Source organism: Deinococcus seoulensis, from assembly GCF_014648115.1.
GTDB lineage: Bacteria > Deinococcota > Deinococci > Deinococcales > Deinococcaceae > Deinococcus > Deinococcus seoulensis.
In genome coordinates this window covers 145,577-169,429 of sequence record NZ_BMQM01000002.1, presented here as the reverse complement: position 1 = coordinate 169,429, position 23,853 = coordinate 145,577, and the positions used below count along the sequence as shown (strand labels likewise).

General features: G+C 70.1%; 23 protein-coding genes. 8 read left to right on the top strand and 15 right to left on the bottom strand.

Annotated elements, in window-relative coordinates; genetic code table 11:
• Positions 1-38: 38 nt before the first annotated feature.
• Positions 39-2,270 (bottom strand): transthyretin-like family protein, encoded by a 2,232-nt coding sequence (locus tag IEY70_RS02645; RefSeq protein WP_189063435.1) that lies wholly within the window; start codon positions 2,268-2,270, stop codon positions 39-41.
• Positions 2,271-2,506: 236 nt separating this feature from the next.
• On the opposite strand from IEY70_RS02645, the gene IEY70_RS02640 reads away from it, so the two are divergent.
• Positions 2,507-3,313: a Nif3-like dinuclear metal center hexameric protein gene (locus IEY70_RS02640; RefSeq protein WP_189063434.1), complete on the top strand. Its 807-nt coding sequence runs from the start codon at positions 2,507-2,509 to the stop codon at positions 3,311-3,313.
• Complete coding sequence (tmk, locus tag IEY70_RS02635; RefSeq protein WP_229777572.1) at positions 3,310-3,951, top strand: dTMP kinase; 642 nt, start codon at positions 3,310-3,312, stop codon at positions 3,949-3,951. Before IEY70_RS02640 ends, tmk begins: the two co-directional genes overlap by 4 nt.
• 150 nt (positions 3,952-4,101) lie before the next feature.
• Here the strand turns inward: tmk and IEY70_RS02630 are convergent, their stop codons facing one another.
• The 6 genes from IEY70_RS02630 to gnd all read right to left on the bottom strand — a co-directional run bounded on the left by IEY70_RS02630 (position 4,102) and on the right by gnd (position 11,061).
• A complete protein-coding gene (locus IEY70_RS02630; protein WP_189063432.1) occupies positions 4,102-4,968 on the bottom strand; it encodes a glutaminyl-peptide cyclotransferase in 867 nt (288 codons plus the stop codon).
• Positions 4,969-5,093: 125 nt separating this feature from the next.
• Positions 5,094-6,197 carry a tRNA epoxyqueuosine(34) reductase QueG gene (queG, locus tag IEY70_RS02625; protein WP_189063431.1) on the bottom strand — a complete coding sequence of 368 codons (1,104 nt, stop codon included), beginning with the start codon at positions 6,195-6,197 and terminating at the stop codon, positions 5,094-5,096.
• Between the two features lie 200 nt (positions 6,198-6,397).
• The gene (gene pgl / locus IEY70_RS02620; protein WP_229777571.1) at positions 6,398-7,084 is read right to left on the bottom strand and encodes a 6-phosphogluconolactonase; all 687 of its coding nucleotides are present in this window, start codon (positions 7,082-7,084) and stop codon (positions 6,398-6,400) included.
• Positions 7,081-8,034: a glucose-6-phosphate dehydrogenase assembly protein OpcA gene (locus tag IEY70_RS02615; protein WP_189063430.1), complete on the bottom strand. Its 954-nt coding sequence runs from the start codon at positions 8,032-8,034 to the stop codon at positions 7,081-7,083. Before IEY70_RS02615 ends, pgl begins: the two co-directional genes overlap by 4 nt.
• A gap of 109 nt (positions 8,035-8,143) precedes the next feature.
• A complete protein-coding gene (gene zwf / locus IEY70_RS02610) occupies positions 8,144-9,640 on the bottom strand; it encodes a glucose-6-phosphate dehydrogenase (RefSeq protein WP_373290737.1) in 1,497 nt (498 codons plus the stop codon).
• A gap of 353 nt (positions 9,641-9,993) precedes the next feature.
• Entirely contained in the window at positions 9,994-11,061 is a 1,068-nt protein-coding gene (gene gnd / locus IEY70_RS02605; RefSeq protein WP_189063428.1) for a phosphogluconate dehydrogenase (NAD(+)-dependent, decarboxylating), read from the bottom strand.
• Positions 11,062-11,446: 385 nt separating this feature from the next.
• Between gnd and IEY70_RS02600 the strand changes: the two genes are divergently transcribed.
• The 4 genes from IEY70_RS02600 to mqnC all read left to right on the top strand — a co-directional run bounded on the left by IEY70_RS02600 (position 11,447) and on the right by mqnC (position 14,131).
• Positions 11,447-11,941 (top strand): MarR family winged helix-turn-helix transcriptional regulator, encoded by a 495-nt coding sequence (locus tag IEY70_RS02600; RefSeq protein WP_189063427.1) that lies wholly within the window; start codon positions 11,447-11,449, stop codon positions 11,939-11,941.
• Positions 11,938-12,351: a DoxX family protein gene (locus IEY70_RS02595; protein WP_189063426.1), complete on the top strand. Its 414-nt coding sequence runs from the start codon at positions 11,938-11,940 to the stop codon at positions 12,349-12,351. The genes IEY70_RS02600 and IEY70_RS02595 overlap by 4 nt, the downstream gene beginning before the upstream one ends.
• A 79-nt stretch (positions 12,352-12,430) precedes the next feature.
• On the top strand, positions 12,431-12,874 hold the full coding sequence (locus IEY70_RS02590; protein ID WP_189063425.1) for a hypothetical protein: 444 nt from the start codon (positions 12,431-12,433) through the stop codon (positions 12,872-12,874).
• 72 nt (positions 12,875-12,946) lie between these two features.
• Positions 12,947-14,131, top strand: a complete 1,185-nt coding sequence (gene mqnC, locus IEY70_RS02585; protein WP_189063424.1) for a cyclic dehypoxanthinyl futalosine synthase — start codon at positions 12,947-12,949, stop codon at positions 14,129-14,131.
• A gap of 137 nt (positions 14,132-14,268) precedes the next feature.
• Here mqnC and IEY70_RS02580 read toward each other — a convergent pair whose 3' ends face one another.
• From IEY70_RS02580 to IEY70_RS02565, 4 genes are all read right to left on the bottom strand, one after another.
• Positions 14,269-14,526 carry a hypothetical protein gene (locus tag IEY70_RS02580; RefSeq protein WP_189063423.1) on the bottom strand — a complete coding sequence of 86 codons (258 nt, stop codon included), beginning with the start codon at positions 14,524-14,526 and terminating at the stop codon, positions 14,269-14,271.
• Positions 14,527-14,599: 73 nt separating this feature from the next.
• Entirely contained in the window at positions 14,600-15,190 is a 591-nt protein-coding gene (locus tag IEY70_RS02575) for a YcjF family protein (RefSeq protein ID WP_189063422.1), read from the bottom strand.
• A 314-nt stretch (positions 15,191-15,504) separates the two neighbouring features.
• Complete coding sequence (gene cysS, locus IEY70_RS02570; protein WP_189063421.1) at positions 15,505-16,983, bottom strand: cysteine--tRNA ligase; 1,479 nt, start codon at positions 16,981-16,983, stop codon at positions 15,505-15,507.
• Positions 16,984-17,116: 133 nt separating this feature from the next.
• A complete protein-coding gene (locus tag IEY70_RS02565) occupies positions 17,117-18,073 on the bottom strand; it encodes a LysR family transcriptional regulator (RefSeq protein WP_189063420.1) in 957 nt (318 codons plus the stop codon).
• 154 nt (positions 18,074-18,227) lie between these two features.
• On the opposite strand from IEY70_RS02565, the gene IEY70_RS02560 reads away from it, so the two are divergent.
• Together IEY70_RS02560 and IEY70_RS02555 are read left to right on the top strand one after the other, a co-directional pair.
• Positions 18,228-18,533 carry a hypothetical protein gene (locus tag IEY70_RS02560; RefSeq protein WP_189063419.1) on the top strand — a complete coding sequence of 102 codons (306 nt, stop codon included), beginning with the start codon at positions 18,228-18,230 and terminating at the stop codon, positions 18,531-18,533.
• 219 nt (positions 18,534-18,752) lie between these two features.
• Complete coding sequence (locus IEY70_RS02555; RefSeq protein ID WP_189063567.1) at positions 18,753-19,352, top strand: phosphate signaling complex PhoU family protein; 600 nt, start codon at positions 18,753-18,755, stop codon at positions 19,350-19,352.
• Positions 19,353-19,444: 92 nt separating this feature from the next.
• Here the strand turns inward: IEY70_RS02555 and IEY70_RS02550 are convergent, their stop codons facing one another.
• The 4 genes from IEY70_RS02550 to IEY70_RS02535 form a co-directional block, all read right to left on the bottom strand.
• Complete coding sequence (locus IEY70_RS02550) at positions 19,445-20,572, bottom strand: LLM class flavin-dependent oxidoreductase (protein WP_189063418.1); 1,128 nt, start codon at positions 20,570-20,572, stop codon at positions 19,445-19,447.
• A gap of 85 nt (positions 20,573-20,657) precedes the next feature.
• On the bottom strand, positions 20,658-21,506 hold the full coding sequence (locus tag IEY70_RS02545) for a carbohydrate ABC transporter permease (protein ID WP_189063417.1): 849 nt from the start codon (positions 21,504-21,506) through the stop codon (positions 20,658-20,660).
• Entirely contained in the window at positions 21,506-22,426 is a 921-nt protein-coding gene (locus tag IEY70_RS02540; RefSeq protein WP_189063416.1) for a carbohydrate ABC transporter permease, read from the bottom strand. Before IEY70_RS02540 ends, IEY70_RS02545 begins: the two co-directional genes overlap by 1 nt.
• A 117-nt stretch (positions 22,427-22,543) precedes the next feature.
• The gene (locus tag IEY70_RS02535; RefSeq protein ID WP_189063415.1) at positions 22,544-23,785 is read right to left on the bottom strand and encodes an ABC transporter substrate-binding protein; all 1,242 of its coding nucleotides are present in this window, start codon (positions 23,783-23,785) and stop codon (positions 22,544-22,546) included.
• Positions 23,786-23,853 lie beyond the last annotated feature (68 nt).

Sequence of the window (23,853 nt, the reverse complement as noted above, 5' to 3'; positions counted from 1 at the left end):
TGAAGGGGGTTTGCAGCCCCATTCAATCCGAGTCCGTATCAGTTGCCGGGTTCGGTGCGGTTGACGGGCAGGGCGGGGATGGTCTGCGGTGTGATGGCGGGCGGGAGTGCTTCGGTGGGTGCGGCGGGTTCGGTGGTGGGCGTGTCTGTCGGAACGGTGCTGGTGGGGATGGTGCTGGTGGGGATGGTGCTGGTGGCGGCGTCGGCGACGGCGTCGGGGGTTGTGGTGGGGTCGTCTGCCGTGGTGTCTGTGGTGGCGCTGTCCGGCGCGTCGTTCACGCCTGCCGTGCTGGTGGTGTTGCCGATCGGGGTTCTGGGTGTTGCGGGGGTGGTCGCGGCGGGTGCTGGTGCGGGCCGGGCTGGTGTGGGCTGGACCGTTGCAGGGCGGGCAGTTGTGGGGCGGGGCGCGGGCGGCGCCGGTGTCCTGGCCGGGGTGGCCTGCGGGGCGGGCGCGCTGCCTGTCACCTGCGGGACCGGGGGGGTGGGTGCGGGGCCGGGTGCGGGCGTGACCGTGACGGTGGGCGTGACCTTTCCGGGTGCGGGCTGCGGGACGACGGCCGGAGCCTCGGCTGGGGTGGGTTCCAGGGGTTCGAGGATCGGGTCGACCATGTTGGGGGTGGGTGCGGTGGTTGCGGCGCTCGGCTGAGTGCTGGGCTCTGGCGCGGCGCGGCGGTTCAGGGTGGTGGCGGCCAGCGCGGCCACCAGCAAGGCCCCGGCGGCCAGCCACACCACGGGGCGGGTGCTGGCGCGTGGGCGCGGGTGGGCGTCTGCGTTGCGGGCGATGATCAGCGGTCCCTCCTGGATGGGGGCGGGCTGGAGGCTCGGCGCGGGCGTCCCGGACGTGACCGGTTCGGGGGTGACTGGTGGTGTGGGGTCATGGGTCGCGGCGGCCAGGGAGGCACGGTCAGGTGCGGCCGTGCCTGCGTCTACGGTGTCTGCGTCTGCGGTGTCTGTCGCTGCCAGTGCGGCCTGAGCCTCGACCGGCCCGTGTGCCAGCGGCGCCGTGATGGCCGCCGGGGCGACCACCAGTTCCGTGACCGGTCCTTCTGTGGGTGCGGCGGCCGGCGCTGCTGGCAGCGGGTCGGTGATGTCCGGCAGGGCGGGTGGCGTGCGCGGCGTGGTCTGGGCGTCACGCAGGGGCAGCAGGCTGGCCTGGGTGCGGCGCTGCTCGCTGCTGCGACTGGCGGTCACGTGCGTCAGGGTGTCGATGGTGCGCTGCACGGCCTCCTGCTGCGCCGTGGCCTCTGCCTCGCTGGTGGGGGGATGGGCGTGCGTGCTCCGCAGGTCGTGCCGGGCACGGTCCAGCGTGGCGTGCTGGGAGGCCAGCACCTGCCGGTCGGCGGCGTGCCGCACGCGCACGCTCAGGGGCGCGGTCTGCGGGTCGTCTGCCTGCGCCAGGGCCGCCTGCCGCTCCTGCACGTGTTCCTGCGCGGAACGCAGCTGGTCGTGTAGGTCGTCCACGATGGCGTCCAGCTGACGGGTAGGGTCCGTCCAGGCGTCCGGGGACTGCGCGAGTTTCGCCTCCAGCCGCGCCTGCATGGCCTGCATCATCAGGGTGCGGATGTCGTCCTCACCCAGCCGCGACACCCGTTCGGGCAGCCGCACGGACTCCAGGTGCAGGTGCGCGTGCCCGGGGGTCAGGCGCAGCACGTCCGGCTCGCGGTACCGTTCGGGCGGCACGAACCCCACCTGCACCGTCTGACCCGTCTGCGCCGTGAACGCGTACTGCCCCTGCGCGTCCGTCACGGTCCGCACCTGCTGACCGTCCGCCTCGGCCCACACCTGCACGCCCGCGACCGGCTGACCTTCCAGGGCGCTGAGCACGCGGCCCTGCACGAACGACAGGTGCGCCGGACGCAGGTTCAGCAGCCCCGGCAGGCGCGCGGCGTCGGCGGGCTGCCAGTCCGGGCGGTGCCACGCGCCCCCCTGATCCTGAAGGCTGGCGTGCAGCGCGCCGGGCAGCGTGTCGTCGGGCGGGCCGGTCAGGGCGTGGACGGGAACCGCCGCGTACCCGTGCCCCGCCAGCCACCCGCGCAGGGCCGAGGCGTCCAGCGCCGCCACCTGCGGGTCGAGGGCCAGCAGGTCGATGCCGCCGGGACCGACCAGCGCCGCCAGCACGGGACGGGCGTCCGGGCCGGGCAGCGTGAAGTCCAGCAGCGCCGCCGTCTGCGGCGACCAGCGCAGCACGCGCGCGACCTGCGCGACCAGCGGTTCGCTCAGGGTGGGGTGCAGCGGGCCGGGACCGCTGAACATCCGCTCGGGGGCCGTCACGAGCGACTTCCGCAACTGGGCAGGGAAGAACGGCAACACACAGACAGCGGCAGCAGAGCGGGGGGCAGCATCGCCCCGAGTGTAGGCGATGGGCGGGCGCACCGGCGCGGGAAAAACCGTCAGTTGCACCCGGCAGCGGAGGCGCCGCCCGTGACGGCCGGTCGTGGTGTCCCGCGCGGCGCAACTGCAACCCGCGCCGGCATTCAGTGTGGCCCGGCCCGCCTAGAATGACGCTCATGACGGACGTTTCCACCACAACCCCCACCACCCCCCTGACGCGCGGCGAGGTGCCGCGTGACGTGCTCGTGGCGTGGCTCAACGAGTACCTGAATGTCGGCGCGTACCCGGACCCCAGCCTGAACGGCCTGCAGATCAGCGGCACCGACGTGATCCGCCGCGTGGCCGTCAGCGTGGACACCAGCCTCAAGACCCTCCAGCATGCCGCCGACAGCGGCGCGGACCTGCTGATCGCGCACCACGGTCTGTTCTGGGGCCAGCCGCTGCCCGTCACCGGCCCGCACCGCGACCGCCTGCGCGCGGCGATCATGGCCGACCTGAACCTGTACGTGTCGCACATTCCGCTGGACGCGCACCCGGAAGTCGGGAACAACGCCATGATCGCCCGCGCCCTGACCCTGCAGAACCTGCGCCCGTTCGGGGACTGGCAGGGCCACAAGATCGGCCTGGCCGGCGAACTGCCGTTCGAGCAGACCCTGCAGGACTTCGCGGACCGCGTGCAGAAACTCACGGGCGAGATCTGCCTCGTGCACGGCGGCGGGCAGTCCCCCACCGTTCACCGCCTGGGCATCCTGAGCGGCGGCGGGGCCGGCAGTGTCGCCGAGGCCGCCGCGATGGGCCTGGACACCCTGCTGACCGGCGAACCCGAACACAAGCACTTCCATGACGCCTTCGAGTACGGCGTGAACGTCGTGTACGCCGGACACTACGAGACCGAGGTCTTCGGCGTGCGCGCCCTGGCCGCCCGCCTGGAAGACGAGTTCGGGCTGGCATGGCAGTTCCTGCACCACCCCACCGGCCTGTGACCGGGACCGCGACCCACCCGCCCGGCGGCCTGTTCATCTCGCTCGAAGGCCCCGAAGGCGCGGGCAAGAGCACGCAACTGGCCCGCCTCGCCGCGCAACTGGAAGCCCACGGGCAGACGCACACCGTCACCCGCGAACCCGGCGGCACGCCCCTGGGCCTGCGCGTGCGCGAGGTCCTGCTGGACCCGGCCCTGACCATCGACCCACTGCCGGAATTCCTGCTGTACTCGGCCAGCCGCGCCCAGCTGGTCCGCAACGTCATCCGCCCGGCACTGGAACGCGGCGAGGTCGTCCTCTGCGACCGCTACGCCGACTCCAGCCTCGCGTACCAGGGCGGCGGGCGCGGCCTGAACGCAGGGTTGCTGCGGCAGATCACGCAGGAGGCGACCGGGGGGCTCACGCCGCACCTGACGGTCCTGCTGGACCTCGACCCGGCCGTGGGCCTGGAACGCGCCGCCCGCCGGGGGCAACCCGACCGGCTGGAACAGGCGGACCTGGACTTTCACCGCCGGGTCCGTCAGGCCTTCCTGACGCTGGCCGCCGCCGACCCCGACCGGTTCCTGATTCTGGACGCCACGCAGGACCAGGACACCCTGGCGGACCTGATCTGGCAGGCTGCGCAGGCCCGCCTGCCCTGATACGGACTGCCGTTTATTTCGTTAACAGATCGGTGGTGTTCCGATCTGTCGGCGAAACAGACGGAATCCGTATGATACGGACAGCTGCAAGGCACGCGCCGCCCCGGAGTCCGGTGGCGGCGCGCGTGTCGATCGGCGGTGAACTTCTGCTCAGCGGCGGGGCGCGGCGCGGCCACCCACGCCGGGATCGACCTTCACGCCCGGCACCTTCACCTCGAACAGCGTGCCCCAGCGTTTGCCGGTCAGCAGCAGCGTGCCGCGTTCCGGCACGAACGCAATGCCGTTGGGCACGTCGTCGAAGGTCAGGGGCCGCCCGGCCTGCGCGGCGTCCCGGCTGGCCTCGCGGGTCAGGGCGGACACGTCGATCCAGGCGGTGACCTTCCCGGTCTGCGGGTCGATTCGCGCGATCCGGTCGGTCAGCCACACGTTGGCGTACACGCTGCCCTGCACGTACTCCAGTTCGTTCAGGTTCTTCACGGGCTGCCCCTGGTCCGTAACCCGGACGGTCCGCACGGCCCGGAAGGTTTTCGGGTCGCGCCACACCAGCGAGGACGTACCGTTACTCATGATCAGGTGCTTGCCGTCGTGCGTGAGGCCCCAGCCCTCGCCGCTGTACCGGAACCGGCCCGTTTCCTTCAGGGTCGCGGCGTCGAACGTGAAGGCCACGCCCTCCTGCCACGTCAGGTGGTACGCCGTGGACCCCAGGACCGTCACGCCCTCACCGAACGCAGTGGGAATGGGTGTCGCCACCTGAAGGTCGGGCTTCCCGGTTTTCAGGTCGGTGCGCCGCACGCCGGAACGCCCGGTCTCGCCGGTGCTTTCCACGTACCGTCCGCCGCCCAGGTACTGCAACCCCTCGGTGAATGCCGCGCGGTCGTGCGGGTAGCGGGCCGTGACGACCGGAACGATCACCGGCGCCGCCGGAGTGGCCGCAGCCGGGGCTGACGCGGTCTGGGCCGCAGCCGGGCCGCCCGCAGGCAGGAGCAGGAAGGGAAGCAGGAGAAGGGAACGCCGCACGCCCTCATGGTAGACCGAGCCGGGCCGCAGACCTTCATGCTTCCTTGAGGGCTGTCCAGAACAGGGCCGCGACCTGCGCCGCTCATACGGACTGCCGTCTGTTTCGCCGCCAATCCGAGTCCGGATCAGCCGGTTCCCAGGACGGCCGCCGCGCCCTCCCGGACCGCCGCGTGCGGGTCGTCCAGCAGTGCCCGGACGTGTCCCGGTTCACCCCACTGGCCCAGCGCCCAGGCGGCCGCCTCGCGCACCTCCCAGGCGGGGTCCTGCGCGCCCAGCAGCAGCAGCGGCCAGCCGCGCGGGTCGCGGGTGTTGCCCAGGACCGTCAGGGCGTTGCGGGCCATGCCCTTGCGCCGGGGGCGCAGGAACGCCGTGCCCGCCCACTGCCGCTCGAACTCCCGCTCGCTGACCCCGAAGAAACGGCTCAGGTCCGGGTGCGCCAGGTGCGGGTCGGGTTTCAGCAGGCGTGCCAGCGGCCCGGCCTTCACGGTCCACGGGCAGACCTCGCTGCACACGTCGCACCCGAACAGCCAGTCGCCCACCCCGGCCCGCAGGTCGTGCGGCACCGGGCCACGGTGTTCGATAGTCAGGTACGAAACGCAGCGCCGCGCGTCGATGGCGCGGTCCGGGCCGATCGCGCCGGTCGGGCAGGCCGTGACGCAGCGCACGCAGCGGCCGCAGCGGTCCGGGTGCGCCGCGCCGCCGTCCGGGGCGGGCAGGTCGGTCAGGACAACCGCCAGCGTCACGAACGCCCCCAGGCCCGTGTTGATGGTCATGCCGGACCGGCCGCGCCAGCCCAGCCCCGCGCCGGACGCGAACAGCCGCTCCATGACCGGCCCGTGATCCACGTACCCGCGTGCGCGCACGCCCAGCGCCGCCGCCTCCTGCTCCAGGCGGGTCAGGACCGGCTGCAACTGATCGTGGTAGTCCGGCGTCCAGGCGTACCGCGCCACGCGGCCCACCCGCACGCCCCCCTCTGGACGGACGGGCGGCGCGAAGGCATGCGACACGCCCAGCACCAGCACGCTCCCCACACCCGGCAGCCGCTGGGCGGGATCGGCCCGCACCGGTAACTGCCGTTCCAGGTAGGTCATGCCCGCGTGCCGTCCGGCGTCCAGCCACGACTGGTATTCCTGCACGGCGGCGTCCGGTACCGGTGCCGGAGCCCAGCCGACCGCGTCGGCGCCCAGCGACAGGGCCAGTTCGGACAGTTGATCGGCCGGACTGCTCATACGGGCTCCGACTGAATGGGCTGCAAAGCCCGTCGGGTCCGAGCGGATGCGAGTGGGAGCCGGGCGGGTTCCGGACGTGGAGCTAGCAATCCGGTGACGTTCCGGATTGCTGGCGAAACAAACGGAATCCGTATCACGGGGCGCAGTATGCCCCGAAAGCAGCCCGGCCGACCGTGCCCGGTGACTGGAGTGGATGACCCTTACCCGAGTTGCGCGGCAGCCGCCCCGTCCAGGAACCACACGGGGCCGGTCACGCCCGCGACCGGGTGGTTGCCCTCGCCGCGCTGCACCTCGGCCAGCACGCCCGCCTTGCCTGCGCCCGTGACCAGCAGCCAGCGCTGACGCGCGGCGTTGATCTCGGGGAACGTGAAGGTCAGGCGCTCCGTGTCGAGTTTCGGCACCCGGTTCGCCGTGACCCGCCCACCGGCGTTCAGGGCGTCCGTGCCGGGGAACAGGCTGGCGGTGTGCCCGTCGTCGCCCATGCCCAGCAGCACCACGTCCAGTTGCGCGGGCAGCGCCTGCGCGTAGGCCTGCGCGGCGTCGCTCAGCGGGCGGACCTCGCCCTCCATGCGGCGCACCTGTTCCGGCGGCACCGGCACGTGCCGCAGCAGTTCCTCGTGCGCCAGGCGGTAGTTGCTGTCCGGGCTGTCCGGCCCGACCGAGCGTTCGTCGCTGAAGTACACGTGCGTGGCCTCCCACGGGACGCCGGGCAGGTCGCGCAGCGCGGCGTACATCAGTTTCGGGGTGCTGCCGCCGGACAGCGCCACGTGAAACGCGCCGCGCGCCGTGACGGCCTCGCGGGCCGCCTGCACGAACGCGTGCGCGGCGGCCACGGCCGTCTCCTGCGGGGTGGGGAAGACCCGGCGTTCACTCAGGGCGGCGCTCACAGCGTCTCCTTGGCGAGCGCCCAGGCGTGCTCGAACACCTCGCCGCGCTCCGGGCGGGCCATCACGCGCGCCAGTCCGTCGGCCAGCGTCATGGTGGGCACCGGCACCTCGGATTCACGGTTCACGCCGTCCCAGCGGCACGTCAGGCGCACCACGTCGTTCCCGGCGCCACTCTCGGCGCTCAGCACGAAGCGCACGCCGTCGCCCAGCAGTTCCACGCCGCACAGGTCGCCGTTCTCGCGCCCGCAGCGGCCCGAACGGAACTCCACGTTCCGCAGGTCCGTCCAGCCCAGCGTGTCGGCAATGAATCCCGCGTACAGCCGCGCCGGAAGGTCCTTCTTCCCGGCGTGCCGGACGATCAGCCGGTCGATGCGCGGCAGTTGCCGGGCCGCGTCGGGGCTGTCGAACACCTGCGCCAGCGCCTCACGCCACGGCGCCGAGCGGCTCCAGCCCAGGTCCGCCAGCGCGTAGTGCCGCGAGGGCGGCATGTCCAGCGTCAGGCTGTCCACGATCACCTGATCGGCCAGGTCGGTCAGTTCGGCCAGCAGCGTGCCCTCCGGGCGGCTGTCCGCGCCCCACCACACGTGGTTCACGGTGGCCGGGCGGATCAGCGGCAGGATCGCGCCCTGAAGCTGCTCGGCGCTGGCCTCCAGCGTCAGGCGTTCCACGTACAGCCCGCCGGTCTGCGGTACGAGGCTGGCGTGCACGGTCAGGTCGTCCGTGCCGTCCATCACGCCGATGATCTGCCGCCCCGCGTACCGGCCCTCCAGGCCCGCCAGTGCCGCCTGCACGCGCTCCAGGTGTTTTTTCACGGTCAGGGCGATGATGTTCCCGGTGTACGCGCGGGTCTCGACGTTCGTCTGCACCCACAGTTCGTCCAGCGTCACCTGGGCCTTGCGGACGGTCGTGTCCACCGGGCCCAGCGGTTTCAGGTCGGTCGCGTAGGTCATGAGTGCCCTCCGGGCAGGCGGATGGCGGACAGCGAGTGGCTGATGGCTGATGGCTGATGGCGGATGGGGAGGATCTGATCCATCACCGGTCCTCCATACTTCAGCGTCTTCACAGGCGCCGCCAGCGGCGGTCGTCGCCCATCAGTTCGTCGGCCTCGTCCGGACCCCAGGTGCCGGACGTGTAGTTCGGGAAGTCTGGTCCCTTCTCGCGGCGGCCCGGTTCGGCCTCCCAGACGTCCAGGATGCCGCTCACGATCTGCCACGCCAGGTCCACCTCGTCCTCGCGGGGGAACAGCGTGGCGTCCCCGACCATCGCGTCGAGCAGCAGGCGCGAGTACGGGCTTTCCAGCTGCGCGCCGAACGCGTCGTAGCGGAAGTCCATGACCACCTCGCGCAGCACCATCTCCTGCCCCGGCGTTTTACTGCTGAACTTCAGGCTCACGCCCTCGTCCGGCTGGATGCGGAAGGCCAGCACGTTGCGTTCCAGCCCACCGGGGAAGATGCCCAGCGGTGGGCGTTTGAACACCACGGCGATCTCCGTGACCTTCTTCGGCAGCCGCTTCCCGGTCCGCAGGAAGAACGGCACGCCCTGCCAGCGCCAGTTGTCCACTTCCAGTTTCAGGGCCACGTAGGTGGGCGTGACACTGCCGGGCTTCACGTTCGGTTCCTCGCGGTAGCCCGTGACCTTCTCGCCGTACATGGTGCCCGGCCCGTACTGCCCGCGCACCGCGACCGACTTCACGCGGCCCGACGGGATCTCCTTGACGGCGCGCAGCACCTTGACCTTCTCGTCGCGGATGGCGTCCGCGTCGAAGGCGGCCGGGGGTTCCATGGCGGTCAGCGCGAACAGCTGCATCAGGTGGTTCTGAAGCATGTCGCGCACCACGCCCGCCTCCTCGTAGTACCCGGCGCGGCCCTCCAGGCCCAGGTCCTCGCTGGCCGTGATCTGCACGTGATCCACGTACCCACGGTTCCACAGCGGCTCGAAGATCGCGTTCCCGAAGCGGATCGCCATCAGGTTCTGCACGGTCTCCTTGCCCAGGTAATGGTCGATGCGGTACACCTGCGACTCGTCCCAGACCTTGTGAATGGCGTCGTTCAGTTCGCGGGCACTGGCCAGGTCACGCCCGAAGGGTTTCTCGATCACCAGCCGGCGCCAGCCCTCGCTCTGATCCGCCAGGCCCAGGCGGCCCAGGCCGTTACTGATCGGCTCGAACAGGCTGGGCGGGGTCGAGAGGTAGAACAGGGCGTTCTTGCGCCCGCCGTGCGCTTCCTCGGCCCGGTCGAGTTCCTTGCCGACCAGGTCGTACACCTCGTCCCCGGCGAAATCACCGTACTCGTAGTACAGCAGGTCCCGGAATTTCTCCAGGCTGCCGGGCTGAATGGCGTCGGTCTCCTTGCTTTCCTTCAGCGCCGCGATCGCGTAGTCCTTGAAGGCCTCGTCCGTCATCTCCTGACGGCCCACGCCCACGATGTTGAACGCACTGCCCAGCAGGCCGTCCTGCCACAGGCCGAACACGGCGGGCAGCAGCTTGCGGCGCGACAGGTCGCCGGTCGCGCCGAAGATCACCAGCGTGGCGGGTTCCGGCGCGCGGTTGCGGCGCATCAGCGCCCGGAAGGGATTCTGGCCGTCATGACCGGGCGCCGAGCCGTCCTCGACCCGGCCTGCCGTGCGCGCCGGTTTCCGGGCGGAGGTCTGCGCGGTCTTCACGGTGGCTCCCCGCCCGGCCGGAGCAGGCTGCGCCACGCCCACCGTGCGGGCCGCGAGGTCCGTCTCCACGTTCGCCTTCACCTTCGCCGCGCTGGCCTTGCCCGCACCCTTCCTGCCCGCACCCTTACCGGCTGCGCTCCCGGCCGGAGCCCCGGCAGCGGCTTTCGGGTCGGCTTTCGAAGTCGCTTTTGAAGTGGCTTTCGTGGGGGCTTTCGGGGTGGCCTTCGCGGCCGCTTTCTTCGGGGTGCTCATTCGTCACCCTTCACACGCTGCTGGCCGGTCTCGCCCAGCTGCTCGGCGCTGCTGCCGTCCCCTCCGCCGCTGCGGCCGATGTTCGCCGGGGCCGACGCACTGGGGTGATCCCCGGCCTGCACTTCCGGCACCATGCCCTCCTTGCGGGGCGTCTCGACGGTCTTGACCGCGTGCCCACCGAAGGCGCGGCGCATGGCCGAGAGCATCTGCCCGGCGTAACTGACCTCCTGCTGGCTGCGGAAACGCATCTGCGTGGCGAGCGTGATGACCGGCGTGGGCACGCCCAGCTCGATGGAATCGATGATCGTCCAGCGGCCCTCGCCGCTGTCGGCCACGTAATCCGAGAGTTTCTCGAACTCGGCCTTGTTCTGCAGTGCCTCGGCCGTCAGGTCCAGCAGCCACGAACGCACCACGCTGCCGTGACGCCACAGTTCCGCGATCTGCGCCATGTCCAGGTTGAAGCCCTGGTGGGCTTTCATCAGCTCGAACCCCTCGGCGTAGGCCTGCATCATGCCGTACTCGATGCCGTTGTGGACCATCTTCACGTAGTGGCCGCTGCCGGCCGGGCCCATGCGTCCCCAGCCGCGGTCCGCGCCGGGCGCGAGCACCTCGAACACCGGGCGCAGGCGTTCGACGGCCTCCTCGGTCCCGCCGATCATCATGGCGTAGCCTTCCTGAAGGCCCCACACGCCGCCGGACGTGCCGACGTCCACGAAGTGAATGCCCACCCTGGCGAGTTCCTGGGCGCGCTGCACGCTGTCTTTGTAGTTGCTGTTGCCGCCGTCGATGACGATGTCGCCGGGTGCGAGGCGCCCCGCGAGGTCGTCGATGACGCTCTGGGTGATCTTCCCGGCGGGCACCATCATCCAGACGGCGCGCGTACCAGGCTCGCCGAGCGAGGCGATCAGTTCGTCCATGGAGCGCGCGCCGCGGGCGCCCTGCGCCTCGATGTGCGCGACGCTGTCCTCGCTGCGGTCGAAGCCCGTGACCTCGATGCCGCCGCGCGTGAGCCGCAGGACCATGTTGCCGCCCATCTTGCCGAGTCCAATCATGCCGATCTTCATTGCGTGACCTCCTGCCGTCCGGAACCGATTCCAGTCCGGCGGCTTTACCGCCCGCCACTATACGACTGCGCTGCGGGCCTCCCATCTGTCCTCAGCTCACGTTTCGGCCCTGAGCTGTTCTGAAGGGCAGGTGGGGGCGGCCACGTCCCGGAGCTGTCCGGCGTGTGCGGCGCGACCCGGAGCGGCTGGGTACTCATGAGGCTGAGTACTCATGAGGCTGGGCAATCCATGAGAGAGACCGTGTTGACATATATCTGTTGAAACAACTACTTTGGAAGACAGGTCTCCCACTGTCAGGGGACCGGCCACGCCAGGAGGACACCCCCGCACGAAACGCTGCTTCCGTCACCCGGCCCGGCCACCGCAGGGAGACAATGACCCACACATGCCAGACACCCTGACCACGGACACCGTAAGTCCAGACGCCCCGACCTCCGCCACCCAGCCCGGCGCACCCGGCAGCCTCCAGCACCAGGCGTACCTGGCCCTGCAACGCCTCGCCCTGCGCCAGCAGCACGAATGTTCGGAACTGCTCCGCGAGTACGGCCTGAGCGCCCCGCAGTTCAACGTGCTGCGCATCCTGCGCGGCGCAGAAACGGACGGCCTGACCTGCAGCGAGATCAGCGACCGCCTGCTCGTGCACGACCCGGACGTGACCCGCCTGCTCGACCGCCTCCAGAAGGCCGGACTGGTCAGCCGCGACCGCGACCGCCCGGACCGGCGCATCGTCGCCACCCGCCTGACCCCCGCCGGACACGACCTGCTGGCCCGCATCGACCGGCCCCTGATGGAGCTGCATGCCCAGCAGTTCGCGCACCTGAGCGGCACCCGGCTTCAGCAACTGCTGACGCTCCTGACCCCCCCGGAGGACACCCCATGACCACCCTGACCCCCACCACCGCCGACCGCACCGACCTCGCCCTGCTGCTGATCCGCCTCGCCGCCGGACTGGTCTTCGTCATGCACGGCATTCAGAAATTCTTCACGTACACGCTGCCCGGCACCACCCAGGCATTCACGCAGATGGGCGTACCCGTGCCCGGCATCAGCGCCCCCCTCGTCGCGGGCGTCGAACTGATCGGCGGCCTGCTGCTGATCGCGGGCGTCCTGACCCGCTGGGCCGGCGCGGCCCTGGCCGTGAACATGCTCGCCGCCATTGCGCTGGTCCACCTGAAAGCCGGGTTCTTCAACCCGAACGGCGTGGAATTCCCGCTGGTCCTGCTGGCCGCTGCCGCCGCGCTGGCCGTCGCCGGCCCCGGCCGTTACCGCCTGCCCGCCGGCCCCGCCTGAACCAACAGGGCCTGAACCCAGAACGCGCGCGGCCTGACCTGCGTTCCGCCCCCCGTCACGACCGGGTAGGCTGAGTTTCATGGGCAGTCACCTGTGGTGGTACGTCGAACCCTACGAACCGGATGTCGCGGTCGTCCTGCACCGGGTCCGGCAGCGTGAATTCCAGGCGGGCCGGTACTCGCCGGTCATTCCGTACCCGGCGTTCCCGGTGACCGCGCACTCGCCCGCACCGGGAACGCCGCACGACAGCATCGACGACGCCCTGGAAGCCGCAGACGCCGACGGCACGCGCACGATCCTGGACGTGCCGGGCCTCGCAGCCAGCGACGACGACTGGGGCATGAGGCAACTGAGCGACGAGGCACTGCTGAACCTGTTCGGCACCACGCAGCCGACCCTGACGCAGGTGCAGGCCAGTGACGCACTGACCGAACCCCTGGGCCGGGGAGAGAGTCTCTACGTGGTGGCCTACGCGGCCGGGCAGCCCGCGCACCTGTACTTCACCGGCTACTCCTTCGACTGATCCAGGCGGCCCGACCCGGACCCTGTGCCCGGAGAGACCAATGCCCGCGCCACCCGGTGCTACCGTACCCTCATGACCGCCACCGTCCCCACCGGAACCGCCCTGCTCGACCGGGCCGCGCAGGGCGAGCGCCTGCACCACGCCGAGATCGAGGCGCTGTACGCCCTGCCGCTGCCCGACGTGGCCGCCGCCGCGCACCACCTGCGCCTCGCGCGCCGCGACCCGCGCACCGTATCGTTCCTGATCGACCGGAACATCAACTACACGAACATCTGCAACGTCGGCTGCAACTTCTGCGCCTTCTACCGCACGCCCCGCCAGAAAGACAGTTACACCCTGGATTACGAGCAGATCAGCCACAAGATCCGCGAACTCGAGGCGGTCGGCGGCACGCGCATCCTGCTTCAGGGCGGCGTGAACCCCGCGCTGGGCCTGAACTACTACACCGGCCTGCTGCGGCACGTGAAGGCCAACCACCCCACCATCCGCATCGACGCCTTCTCGCCCGAGGAGGTGCTGTTCATGGAGAAGACCTTCGGGCACACCCTGGACGCCCTGCTGGACATCCTGATCGAGGCCGGACTGGACGGCCTGCCCGGCGCGGGCGGCGAGATCCTGGAAGACGACGTGCGTGCCAAGGCCGCGCCTGCCCGCATCCGCAGCGAGGACTGGTTCCGCATCATCGACGCCGCGCAGCGCAAGGGCCTGTACACCATCGCCACCATGGTCATCGGGTTCGGTGAAACGTACGCGCAGCGCGCCAGTCACCTCCTGAAGATCCGCGACCAGCAGGACAGGGCGGCCCGCGAGTACGGCGGGAACGGCTTTTCCGGTTTCGCCATGTGGACCCTGCAGACCGAGCACACCCGCCTGCACGGCAAGGCGCCGGGCGCGACCGCGCACGAGTACCTGCAACAGCTGGCCATTGCCCGCATCGCGCTCGACAACGTGCCGAACATTCAGGCGTCATGGCCCGCGCAGGGCTTCAAGGTCGCGCAGTCCGCGCTGTACTACGGCGCCAATGACCTCGGCAGCACCATGCTCGAGGAGAATGTCGTCTCGGCGGCCGGGGGGCACGGGCGGCACAACGCGACCGTCCGCGAACTGATCCGCATCGCCGTGGACGCCGGATTCGACCCCGCCATCCGCAACAGCCGCTTCGAGATCATCGAACGCCCGGACGTGAACGCCATCCTGGCGCGCGGCGAGACCAACCCGGAAGGGGACCGCGCCGTCGGCGCCTCTGCCGCCCGCTGACCCTGCTGCTCGCTGACTCTGCTGCCCGCTGAACCACAGACAGACGCACGCACCTGCCGGAACGGACCGGGGTGCGTGCGTCTGTCTTCAGTTGTGTCTTTTCGCGGTGCCGTCTCTCCTGGGGCCACCCGTGTCGGTCAGGCCGCGCCGGGGTAGCGGTACGCGGCGTCGCGGCGTACCTGCCGTTCGATGTCGTCCAGGGTCGCGGCGTACAGTTCGGCACTCACGCGGCCCAGCAGTGCCAGTTCCAGCGTGGCCTGTTCCAGCGTGTCGTGCACGCTGCGGTGCTGCCAGCCCGGCCCCTCGGCTTCCAGGCGCACGCGGCCAGCTGCGGTGAGAATCCTCACGCGGCCAGCGTCCAGCCGCGTATCGCTGAAATGACGGGGAACGTTCATGCCCACAGCATAACCAGCGCGCATGACGGGCGCATCCGCCAAAGTAATGATGTCTTCACGCAGCGGGCGGCCGTTACTGTGGCCTGTCCCGCTCCGACCCTTTCTGCTCGGCGGTTTTCTGCTCGGCGCGGCGGCGCAGTTCGGCTGCGAGGTCCGTGAAGTCCTGCGCGCCCGGCAGCACCCGGCGGGACTCCTGCTTGGCTTCCTGCACGACCCGCACCTGCTGGTCCCTTGAGGCGGGCAGGCCCAGCGTGCGCCGCTCGAAGTAGTTCTGCGCCAGTCGGCCCAGCGCGAACGTCCAGCCGTACACGGCGGGCGCGGTGATCAGGCCGCCGATCACGGGCAGCGCCAGTTTCGCCAGTCCGCGCATGACCTGCCGGGCGGCGAACCCGTACGCGAAGGTCACGCCGAGTTCCTGCGCGATCTCGCGGGCGCGTTCGCTGCTGACATCGAAGCCGTAGATCTTGCCGATGTGCAGCACCATCTTGGCCTGCACGGGCGAGATCAGCAGGATGTCCGCGAAGGGGATGGGTTCCACGGCAATCGCGCCGGCCAGCAGAGCGGCGCTCTTGATGACTTCCTCGACGTTCTCCTCGCGGCTCAGGGCCGGGTCCACATCGAAATTGAAATTGTCCAGCACCTGTTTCACGAGCGGCGGCAGCATATCCCCGAGTGTACCGCCGCCGCCCGGAGGCGCGTGAGGCTGCCTTCACCGTCCCTGCACGCCCCCCCCCCGCGCACTCCCGCGTCCCTCCGGTCACGCTTCCGGTCACGCTTCGGGGCATGCTTCCGGTCACGGCAGGAGAACGGGCACGCGCAGGGGGGGAGGTCGCGTGCCCGGTCGGAGGGAAGGATGAGGGGCATAACACCACTCGCCTCTCATGGTACGTACCGTCCCTTACACCCGCATGACAGGCAGCTCAGGGTGAACTGCATCAAGACCGGATGCGCCGCTCATCCCGGCCTGGGCGGCGCCGCTCAGCGTTTCCAGCGGACGCCGTCCTTGGTGTCCTCGACAGTCACCCCCACCTTCGTCAGGGTGTCTCGCAGCTCGTCGGCCTCGGCGTACTGCTTGTTCAGGCGGTAGTTCTGCCGGGCCTTCAGGACGAGGTCCATCAGGGCGCCCACCACCTGCGAGTCGTCGCTCTGCGTGGGGGCCGCGCCGCCCGCGAACAGGCCCAGCACCTCGCCACCAAGGTCGCGGTAGGCGCGCTGGGCGGCTTCCAGCGTGCCGCGCGGCACCTCGCCCGTGTTCATGGCGGCATTCAGGTCGGTGGTCAGCCCGAACAGCGCCGCGACGGCCTTGGGCGTGTTGAAGTCGTCGCGCAGGGCGTCCTCGAACGCCTGGACGTGCGCGGCGATCTTCGCGTCCAGCGCGGCGTTCTGCCCGGCAGGTGCATTCGGCAGGCGGCGTTCGACCTCGTGCAGCGCCTCGGTCAGGCGGCGGTATCCGCTGCGGGCCGACTCGAAGGCCGCGTCACTGAACTCGGTGATCGAGCGGTAGTGACTGCCGACCAGCAGGAAGCGCACCACCATCGGGTCGTGCTGCGCCAGGACGTCCTGAATGGTCAGGAAGTTGCCCTTGCTCTTGCTCATCTTCTCGCCGCCGATGGTCAGCATGTTGTTGTGCATCCAGTACCGCGCAAACGCGTGCCCGGCCGCCTCGGCCTGCGCGATCTCGGCCTCGTGGTGCGGGAACTGCAGGTCCAGGCCGCCGCCGTGAATGTCGAAACCCTCCCCGAGGTACTTCAGGCTCATGGCGGAGCACTCGATGTGCCAGCCGGGAAAGCCCACGCCCCACGGCGACTCCCAGCGCATGATGTGGCCGGGCTCGGCGTTCTTCCACAACGCGAAGTCACGCGGGTCGCGTTTCTCCTCGCGGACCGCCTCGCGCACGCCTTCCTCCTGATCGTCCAGTCGGCGGCCCGACAGCTTGCCGTACTGCGGCCAGGAGCGCACGTCGAAGTACACGCTGCCCGCCGACTCGTACGCGTGGCCCTTCTCGATCAGTTCTGTGATCAGCGCGATCTGCTCGCCGATGTGACCGGTCGCGCGCGGGTTGATGCTGGGCTTCAGGACGTTCAGGGCCTCCATGTCTTTCACGAACGACCACATGTACTTGTCCGCGACCTCCATGGGCTCCAGCTGCTCCAAGCGGGCGCGGGCGAGCATCTTGTCCTCGCCGTCGTCGGAGTCGTTCTGGAGGTGGCCCACGTCGGTGATGTTCGCCACGTACCGCACCTTGTACCCGAAGTGCGTGAACGCCCGGCGGATCACATCGAACGCGACCTCCTTCTTCGCGTGGCCCAGGTGCGCGTCGCTGTACACGGTCGGCCCGCACAGGTACATGCCCACCCGGCCCGGCGTGGTCGGCTCGAAGGTGACCTTCTGGCGGGTCAGGGTGTCGTACAGGACGATGTTCGGATCGGGCAGGCGGGGTTCGGGACGCTGGGTCATGATGTCTCCTCGTTCAGTAGGCGATACGTTCAGTAGGCAATAAAAAGACCGCGCCACATAGATCAGGGGCGCGGTCACGGACGCTGGGCTGCGCGTGGGCCGCTAGGGAAGGCAACACAGGGTCGTCATACGTTTAATGTAGCAGAGAAGACCCGCCCGGCAAGGCCGCCGCCGGTTCCGGCACGGGCGCATGCGGCCGGTGCAGCGCGCCCAGCAGCGTCTCCGTGAACGCCCGGATGACCGGCAGGTTCGCGCGGTGCGGCAGGGTCGCCAGCGCCAGCGGCCGCATCAGCCGCTCGGGCAGCGGGAGTGCCACCAGCCCGGCAGGCAGGGGTTCCAGCGCCAGCCGGGGCATCACGCTGACGCCCAGCCCGTGCGCGACCATGCCCAGAATCACGCTGTCCTCTCCGATCTCGGTCACCTGCTCCGGCTGCACGCCGCAGCGCCGCAGGTACCCCATCACGCGCAGGTTGCAGGTGTTCGGCCCCGGCGCCAGCAGCAGCGGCCCTCCCAGGTCGTCCGGCGTGACCGGGTGCGCGCCGCGCCGCGCGGGTGCCACGAACAGGTACTCGTCCATGACGAGCGGGGTCAGGCGCAGGTCCGTCCAGTTCTCCTCGATCACGATGGCCGCGTCTGCCCGTCTGCGCCGCACCAGCCCCTCGCCGCCGCCCTCGGCCTCCCCGTCAAGGAGCTGCACCGTCACGCCCGGATGCTGCGCCCGGAACGCCGCCAGCGCCGGTGGCAGCAGGTGCGTGGCGGTCGAGCGGAACGACGCGACCCGCAGCATGCCGCGCAGTTGCGTGTCCTCCTGCGCGGCCAGCAGCGCGTCCCCCGCCGCCTGCACCGCCGCGCGCGCGTGCGTCAGCATCCGCTCGCCCGCCGGGGTGGGCACGGTCCCGGTACGCCCCCGGCGCAGCAGCGGCCGCCCCGCCAGCACCTCCAGCTTGCTGATCGCCTCGCTGAGCGTGGACTGCGACACGCCCAGCTCCGCCGCCGCCTCACTGAAGCCCCCGGCGTCCGTCACCGCCAGCAGGGCGCGCAATTGCGCCAGGGACGGCAGAACGACTGAGGTGGGGCGCGCAGAGGTCATGCCCCAGTGTAGGCCGCGCCCACCCCCGCCGGTATCGGGAAAACCGATGCGCTGTGCGCGGGGCAGCGTCCGCGCCGATGGTCAGCCCCGCCCCCGCAGGCGCACCCTGAGGGCATCACCGGCCACCCCGGCCGCGCCCCCAGAGGTAACCCCCATGACTGCCACCCTGCACTCCACGGCCCGCTTCCCCCTCACCCCCGACCTCCAGCCCCCCGCCCGGCAGGCTGACCCCACTGCACCCCTGCACAGCCTGCCCCTGTACAGCCTGGAGGTCATCGCCCCCGGTGGACGCGCCCCGCAGCTCGACGGCTGGACCGTGCAGAGCTGGCCCGTCGCCAGCCTCGGCGACCTGACCATCCAGGCCCGCCCCGACCACCACCCCGCCGCCCCGGACGACCTGCGCGCCGCGCTGACCCGCGCCGGATTCACACCCCTGGGCCCCATCCGCACCCACCGCTGAGAACCGCCGCGCCCGGCGCCATGAAGACCAGGACCATGAAGACCGGCCACATGAAGACCGGCCGAATCGTCCCTTGACCGGATCATCACAACGCGGCACGATACTGGCCGCATGAACAGCGACCACCCCCCTCAGCAGGCCAGCGCCGATCCAGTCCACCCGGGACCGGCCAGCGCCGGGCAGCTGAGCGTCTCGCTGGTCACCGTGCGCTTCCTGCGGATGCTGAGCATCACCCTCGAACAACTCGACGCCGTCCGGGACGCCAACGACCGCGCCGAATTCGCCGGACTGACCGCCCGCGCCGAAACCCTGGAAGCCGAAACGAACGCCCTGGAACGCGAGATCGAGGACCTCTGCCTGCACGCCTTCGCCGCCGGACTGACCGAACAGGAACTCGCCTTCCACCTGATGGTGTTCCGCAGCCTGTCGAACCTCGAACGGGTCGGGGATTACGCGTTCACGGTCGCCCGCGACCTGGAGACCTTCGCGCCCCGCGCCCGCAGCGCCACCCTTCAGGACGTGCTGCCCCTCGTGCGCCTGCTCTCGGAGATGCTCGAACGCCTCGCCTACGCCTTCGCCGAACGTGACGTGAACGCCGCCCGCGACGTCATGCGCCTCGACTACGAACAGGTGGACGCCCTGTACGAGCAGATGCAGCGCGCCAGCCTCACCCGCCTGCTCGAACGCCCGGAAGACACCAGCGTCGCCCTGACCGCCAGCCGCATGGCCCGCAACCTCGAACGGCTCGGGGATCACCTCGTGAACGTCGCCGAACGCCTCGAACACGTCGTGACCGGCCTGAACCCAGCCTCAAACTGAACCCGGCCCCCACCTGAACCGCGCGCCCACCGGCAACGGGACGCGGGGTGCTCCTGATGGAGGGCACCCCGCGCGTCTGTGGCCTGCGGCGATCAGGCGACCGGCGCGACCCGGTCCGTGTGAATGGCTCGCTCCTCGCTCTGCGCGCCCTTCAGCAGCGGCATGACCAGTTCCCCGAAGCGCCGCGCCTCCTCCTCGTGCGGGTAGCCGCTGAAGATGAACGAACTGAAGCCCATGTCCTCGTAGCGGCGGATCTTCGCGGCCACCTGCTCGGGACTGCCGATCAGGGCCACGCCCACGCCGCTGCGGGCCATGCCCACGCCCGCCCAGAGGCCGGGTTCGACCATCAGGTCCGCGTCCAGTCCCTTCATCATGTCGATCTGGCGTTTCTGGCCCACGCCGTCCACGTGCGCGTGGCTCGCCACGAACGCCGCCCGCACCTCCGGGTCCACGCGGCTGATCAGACGCTCGGCGGCCGCGCGGGCCTCGGCCTCGGTCTCACGGACGATCACGTGCGTCCGCAGCCCGTACCGCAACCGGCGGCCGGTCTTCGCCTCCAGCGCCCGCATCTGGTTCAGGCGCTCGGCAAGCATGTCCTCGCGTTCGCCCCACATCAGGTACACGTCCGCGAGGTCCGCCGCGATCTCCTGCGCCACCGGAGACGCCCCCCCGAAGTACAGCGGAATCGGCTGCACGGGCGCCGGGTCCAGCACCGCGTTCTCGAAGGCGTACAGGTCACTGCGGAACGACTGCGGCGGCGGGGCCGTCCACAGCTGCCGCAGGATCTGCATGAACTCCCGCGTGCGCTCGTAGCGCTTGCCGTGATCCTCGTTGTCGCCGTACATGGCGTTCTCGGCGGGGCTGCTGCCCGTCACGATGTTCAGCCGCACCCGCCCCGGGAACAGGTTCTGCAGGGTGGCCAGCATCTTGGCGTACATGGCCGGGTGGAACATGCCGGGCCGCACCGCGATCAGCAGCGCCGGATCGGTCGGCGCGCTGCGCGCCAGGGCCGCCACGGCCGCCGTGTAGTTCTCGTGTTCGCTGTGGTAGTTCGTGGCGGTCAGCAGTGCCTCGAAACCCGCCTCGCCCGCCGCGCTGATCAGCGACTGAAGGTACGCCAGCGTGGGCTTACGCGGCGGCTTGGTTTTCGTGCCGATGAACTCGCCGTCACGGGACAGTTGCAGAAACCACAGGAATTCGGACTGGGAAGGATTGGTCATAACAGGTCACCTGAAGAAGGGGAGGGCAGTGGGATGTGGGTCGTGGACAGCGGGTTGGTTCCATCAACCATGAACCGTCAACCGTCTACGCCTTGACGCCTCCGGCGGTCAGGCCGGACACGAAGCGTTTCTGGAAGATGGCGATCAGCAGCACGAGGGGCACGGTGGCGACCACGACGGCGGCGGCGATCAGCGGCCAGGGGAACGCGAATTCGCCCTGGTAGAGGGTCACGCCGACGGACACGGTCCGCATGGACAGTTTGGTGTTGAAGCTCAGGGCCAGCAGGAATTCGTTCCAGGAGTTCACGAACACCAGCAGCGCGGCCGTCACGACGCCCGGCGCGGAGAGTGGCAGGACCACGCGGGTCAGGGCGCCCACGCGGGTGGTGCCGTCTACCATGGCGGCCGATTCGAGGTCGCGGGGGATGGCGCTGAAGAACGCCACCAGCGTCAGGATGCCGATGGGCAGGCTCAGCGCGGCGTAGGGGAGGATCAGGGCGGGGTAGGTGTTCAGCAGGTTCGCGCCGCGCATCAGGCGGAACAGCGGAATCAGGAGGCTGACGACCGGGAACATGCTGAACGCCACGACGGCCGTCATGAGCAGGCCGCGCCCGCGCAGGTTCAGGCGGGCCAGGGCGTACGCGGCGGGCACGGCGGCCGCGATGCACAGCACGGTGCTCAGGAGGCTGACGGTCAGCGAGTTGAAGAAGAACTGCGCGAACGGCTGCTCGCTGAACACCCGGGCGTAATTGCTGAAATCCAGTTTCGAGGGCAGGTACTGCACCGGGAACTTCTGAAGCTCGCCTTCGGTTTTCAGGCTGGTCAGCAGCATCCAGATGAACGGGAAGAACCCGCCCACGATCAGGGCGGCCAGCGCGGCGGCGCGGCCCAGGCGCTGGGCGGGGCTCAGGTTCTCGTGTGTCTGTTCTTCCATCAGGAGTTCGCTCCGTCCCGCACGAAGCGGACGTACACGGCGGTCACGGCCAGACTCAGGGCGAACAGCGCGACGCTGAGGGTCGCGGCGTACCCGAAGTCCAGGAATTCGATGCCCGTGCGGTAGATGTACACGCCCAGCGTCTCCAGCAGGCCCTGTGCGGGCGCCTGCTGAATGAAGGTGTACGGGATGTCGAACACCTGCACGGCGCTGATGGTCCGGAAGATGAACGCCACGGCGAGACTGGGGGCCAGCAGCGGCAGGATCACCCGGAAGAACGTCTGGGTGGGGGTCGCGCCGTCCACCTGCGCCGCCTCGATCATCTCTTTCGGGATGCCCTGAAGGCCGCCCAGCACGATCAGCGCCACGAAGGAACTGGTCTTCCAGACGATCGTGACGACCATCGCCAGGACGCTGAGGCCCGGCGTGCTGAGCCAGCGCAGCGGCTCGTCGATGAGCCCGGCGCGGACCAGCAGGTCGTTGAACACGCCGTACTGCGCGTTGAACAGCCACGCGAAGATCAGGCCCGTGATGACGGGCGGCATGGCCCACGGCAGCAGCAGCGCCACGCGCGCCAGTCCGCGGGTCCGGCCCGGCAGGTGCGCGGCGAGCGCCATGGGAATCCCGACCAGGAACGAACCGCCGACGGTCATCACGCCGAAGAACAGGGTGTTACGCAGCGCCTGCCCGAAGCGGGGGTCCTCCAGCATCTGCGCGTACTGTTTGAGGCCCACGAAGCCCGTCAGCCACGGTTCGGTCAGTTTGTTCAGGTACAGGCTGTCACGGAAGGTGGTCAGCATCGGGAACAGCAGGACGCCCAGCAGCAGTGCGGCGGCCGGAAGCAGCAGCAGCGCGGCCAGTTGCGCCTCGCTGGGTTCCCGGCGGGGTCGGCGGGCCGGGGTGGGGTTGGGTGTGGTCATGAGGGTCACGTCTTTCGGGCGGGGGGGCGAGGGTGTCCGGGCGGGACGGGTCCGGCAGGGAGGGGGCGGCGCGCTGTCGACCGGCGCGGCGCCCCCCTGCCGGTGTCCTGACGGCGCTTACTTCAGCAGCGGGGTCAGGTCGCGTTTCATGTCGCTCAGGGCGGCGTCCACGGTCTTGCTGCCGGCGACGGCGGCCGAGACGTTGTTGCGGATGATCTCGCTGACGCGCGGGTAGGCGGGCGTGACGGGGCGCGGGCGGGCCTTGGTCACGATGGGGTACAGGGCCTTGAAGTGCGGGTTGGCGGCCAGCACGCTTCGGTCGTTGTACAGGCTCTTGCGGACCGGCAGGTACGCGCCCTTGACGGCCATTTCCTGCTGCACGCCGCTGCTGGCCATGAATTGCAGGAGTTTCACGCTGGCGGCCTTGTTCTTGCCGAAGGCGTTCACGCCCCATTCCCAGCCGCCGGTGCAGGTGGCGGTGGCGTTCTTGCCGAAGGCGGGCAGCGCGGCCACGCCCACGTCGCCCTTGACCTTGGTGGGCTGGGGGCTGTTGCCCTGGAAGTGCGCCCAGGCGTAACTCCAGTTCAGGCCGAACAGGACGTTCCCGGCCTGGAACTGCTGGCGGGAGTCGTCGGTTTTCATCTCGGCGCTGGCGGCGGGGGCCAGTTTGGTCTTCACGGCGTTCACCAGGAAGTTCAGGCCCTGTTTGGCGGCGGGGCTGGTCACGTCGTCCGCGCTGCCGCCGCCGGTCCAGGTCATTTCCAGGAAGTTGCAGACGGTGCCCTCGATGGGCGCGCCCTGGAAGTTGAAGCCCTGGAGGCTACCGCCCTCGGCTTTCTGGATGCGGGCGGCGGTCGCGGCGAGTTCCTCCCAGGTCTTGGGGACCTTGGCCTTGTACTTCTCGAGCAGGTCCTTGCGGTAGTACAGGAACTGCGCGTCGGTGAAGGCGGGCATGGCGTACAGCTTGCCATTCACGGTGGCGGCGTTGATGGGGCCGCTCAGGAAGGCTTTCAGGTAGGTGTCCTTGCTGGGCAGGTAGGCGTCGAGCGGTTCGGCCCACCCGGCGGCGGCGAAGGTGGCGGTGCGGACCACGTCGATCAGGAAGATGTCCAGGGTGCTGTCCTTGGCGGCCAGGACGGTGGTCAGGTACTGGTTCTGGGCTTCGCTGGTGGCGCCGCCGGTTTCGATCTTGATCCTGATGTTCGGGTTCTGTTTCTGGAAGCGGTCGAACAGCGGCTGGAAGATTTCCGGGCGTTGCTGGCTGCCCATGAAGACGTTCAGGGTGGTGGTGGCGGCGCTGGCTCCGCTCAGGAGGGTGGCGGCGGCCAGGGCGAGGGACAGGGTGATTCGGGTGCGCATGGTGGGACCTCCGGAGGTGGGGTGAGAGACGGAAACGGAATAGTGGACTTGTTTTATCAACAAAGCCC

Bases quoted from the DNA above. Each gene is read 5' to 3' on its own strand.
- IEY70_RS02565 (WP_189063420.1), bottom strand. From the start codon at position 18,073: ATGACCTCTGCGCGCCCCACCTCAGTCGTTCTGCCGTCCCTGGCGCAA.
- IEY70_RS02600 (WP_189063427.1), top strand. From the start codon at position 11,447: ATGCCAGACACCCTGACCACGGACACCGTAAGTCCAGACGCCCCGACC.
- queG (WP_189063431.1), bottom strand. From the start codon at position 6,197: ATGAGCAGTCCGGCCGATCAACTGTCCGAACTGGCCCTGTCGCTGGGC.
- IEY70_RS02615 (WP_189063430.1), bottom strand. From the start codon at position 8,034: ATGACCTACGCGACCGACCTGAAACCGCTGGGCCCGGTGGACACGACC.
- gnd (WP_189063428.1), bottom strand. From the start codon at position 11,061: ATGAAGATCGGCATGATTGGACTCGGCAAGATGGGCGGCAACATGGTC.
- IEY70_RS02545 (WP_189063417.1), bottom strand. From the start codon at position 21,506: ATGGAAGAACAGACACACGAGAACCTGAGCCCCGCCCAGCGCCTGGGC.
- IEY70_RS02575 (WP_189063422.1), bottom strand. From the start codon at position 15,190: ATGCTGCCGCCGCTCGTGAAACAGGTGCTGGACAATTTCAATTTCGAT.
- cysS (WP_189063421.1), bottom strand. From the start codon at position 16,983: ATGACCCAGCGTCCCGAACCCCGCCTGCCCGATCCGAACATCGTCCTG.
- IEY70_RS02580 (WP_189063423.1), bottom strand. From the start codon at position 14,526: ATGAACGTTCCCCGTCATTTCAGCGATACGCGGCTGGACGCTGGCCGC.
- zwf (WP_373290737.1), bottom strand. From the start codon at position 9,640: ATGCGCCGCAACCGCGCGCCGGAACCCGCCACGCTGGTGATCTTCGGC.
- IEY70_RS02560 (WP_189063419.1), top strand. From the start codon at position 18,228: ATGACTGCCACCCTGCACTCCACGGCCCGCTTCCCCCTCACCCCCGAC.
- IEY70_RS02550 (WP_189063418.1), bottom strand. From the start codon at position 20,572: ATGACCAATCCTTCCCAGTCCGAATTCCTGTGGTTTCTGCAACTGTCC.
- IEY70_RS02595 (WP_189063426.1), top strand. From the start codon at position 11,938: ATGACCACCCTGACCCCCACCACCGCCGACCGCACCGACCTCGCCCTG.
- mqnC (WP_189063424.1), top strand. From the start codon at position 12,947: ATGACCGCCACCGTCCCCACCGGAACCGCCCTGCTCGACCGGGCCGCG.
- IEY70_RS02590 (WP_189063425.1), top strand. From the start codon at position 12,431: ATGGGCAGTCACCTGTGGTGGTACGTCGAACCCTACGAACCGGATGTC.
- IEY70_RS02535 (WP_189063415.1), bottom strand. From the start codon at position 23,785: ATGCGCACCCGAATCACCCTGTCCCTCGCCCTGGCCGCCGCCACCCTC.
- IEY70_RS02640 (WP_189063434.1), top strand. From the start codon at position 2,507: ATGACGGACGTTTCCACCACAACCCCCACCACCCCCCTGACGCGCGGC.
- IEY70_RS02555 (WP_189063567.1), top strand. From the start codon at position 18,753: ATGCTGAGCATCACCCTCGAACAACTCGACGCCGTCCGGGACGCCAAC.
- IEY70_RS02540 (WP_189063416.1), bottom strand. From the start codon at position 22,426: ATGACCACACCCAACCCCACCCCGGCCCGCCGACCCCGCCGGGAACCC.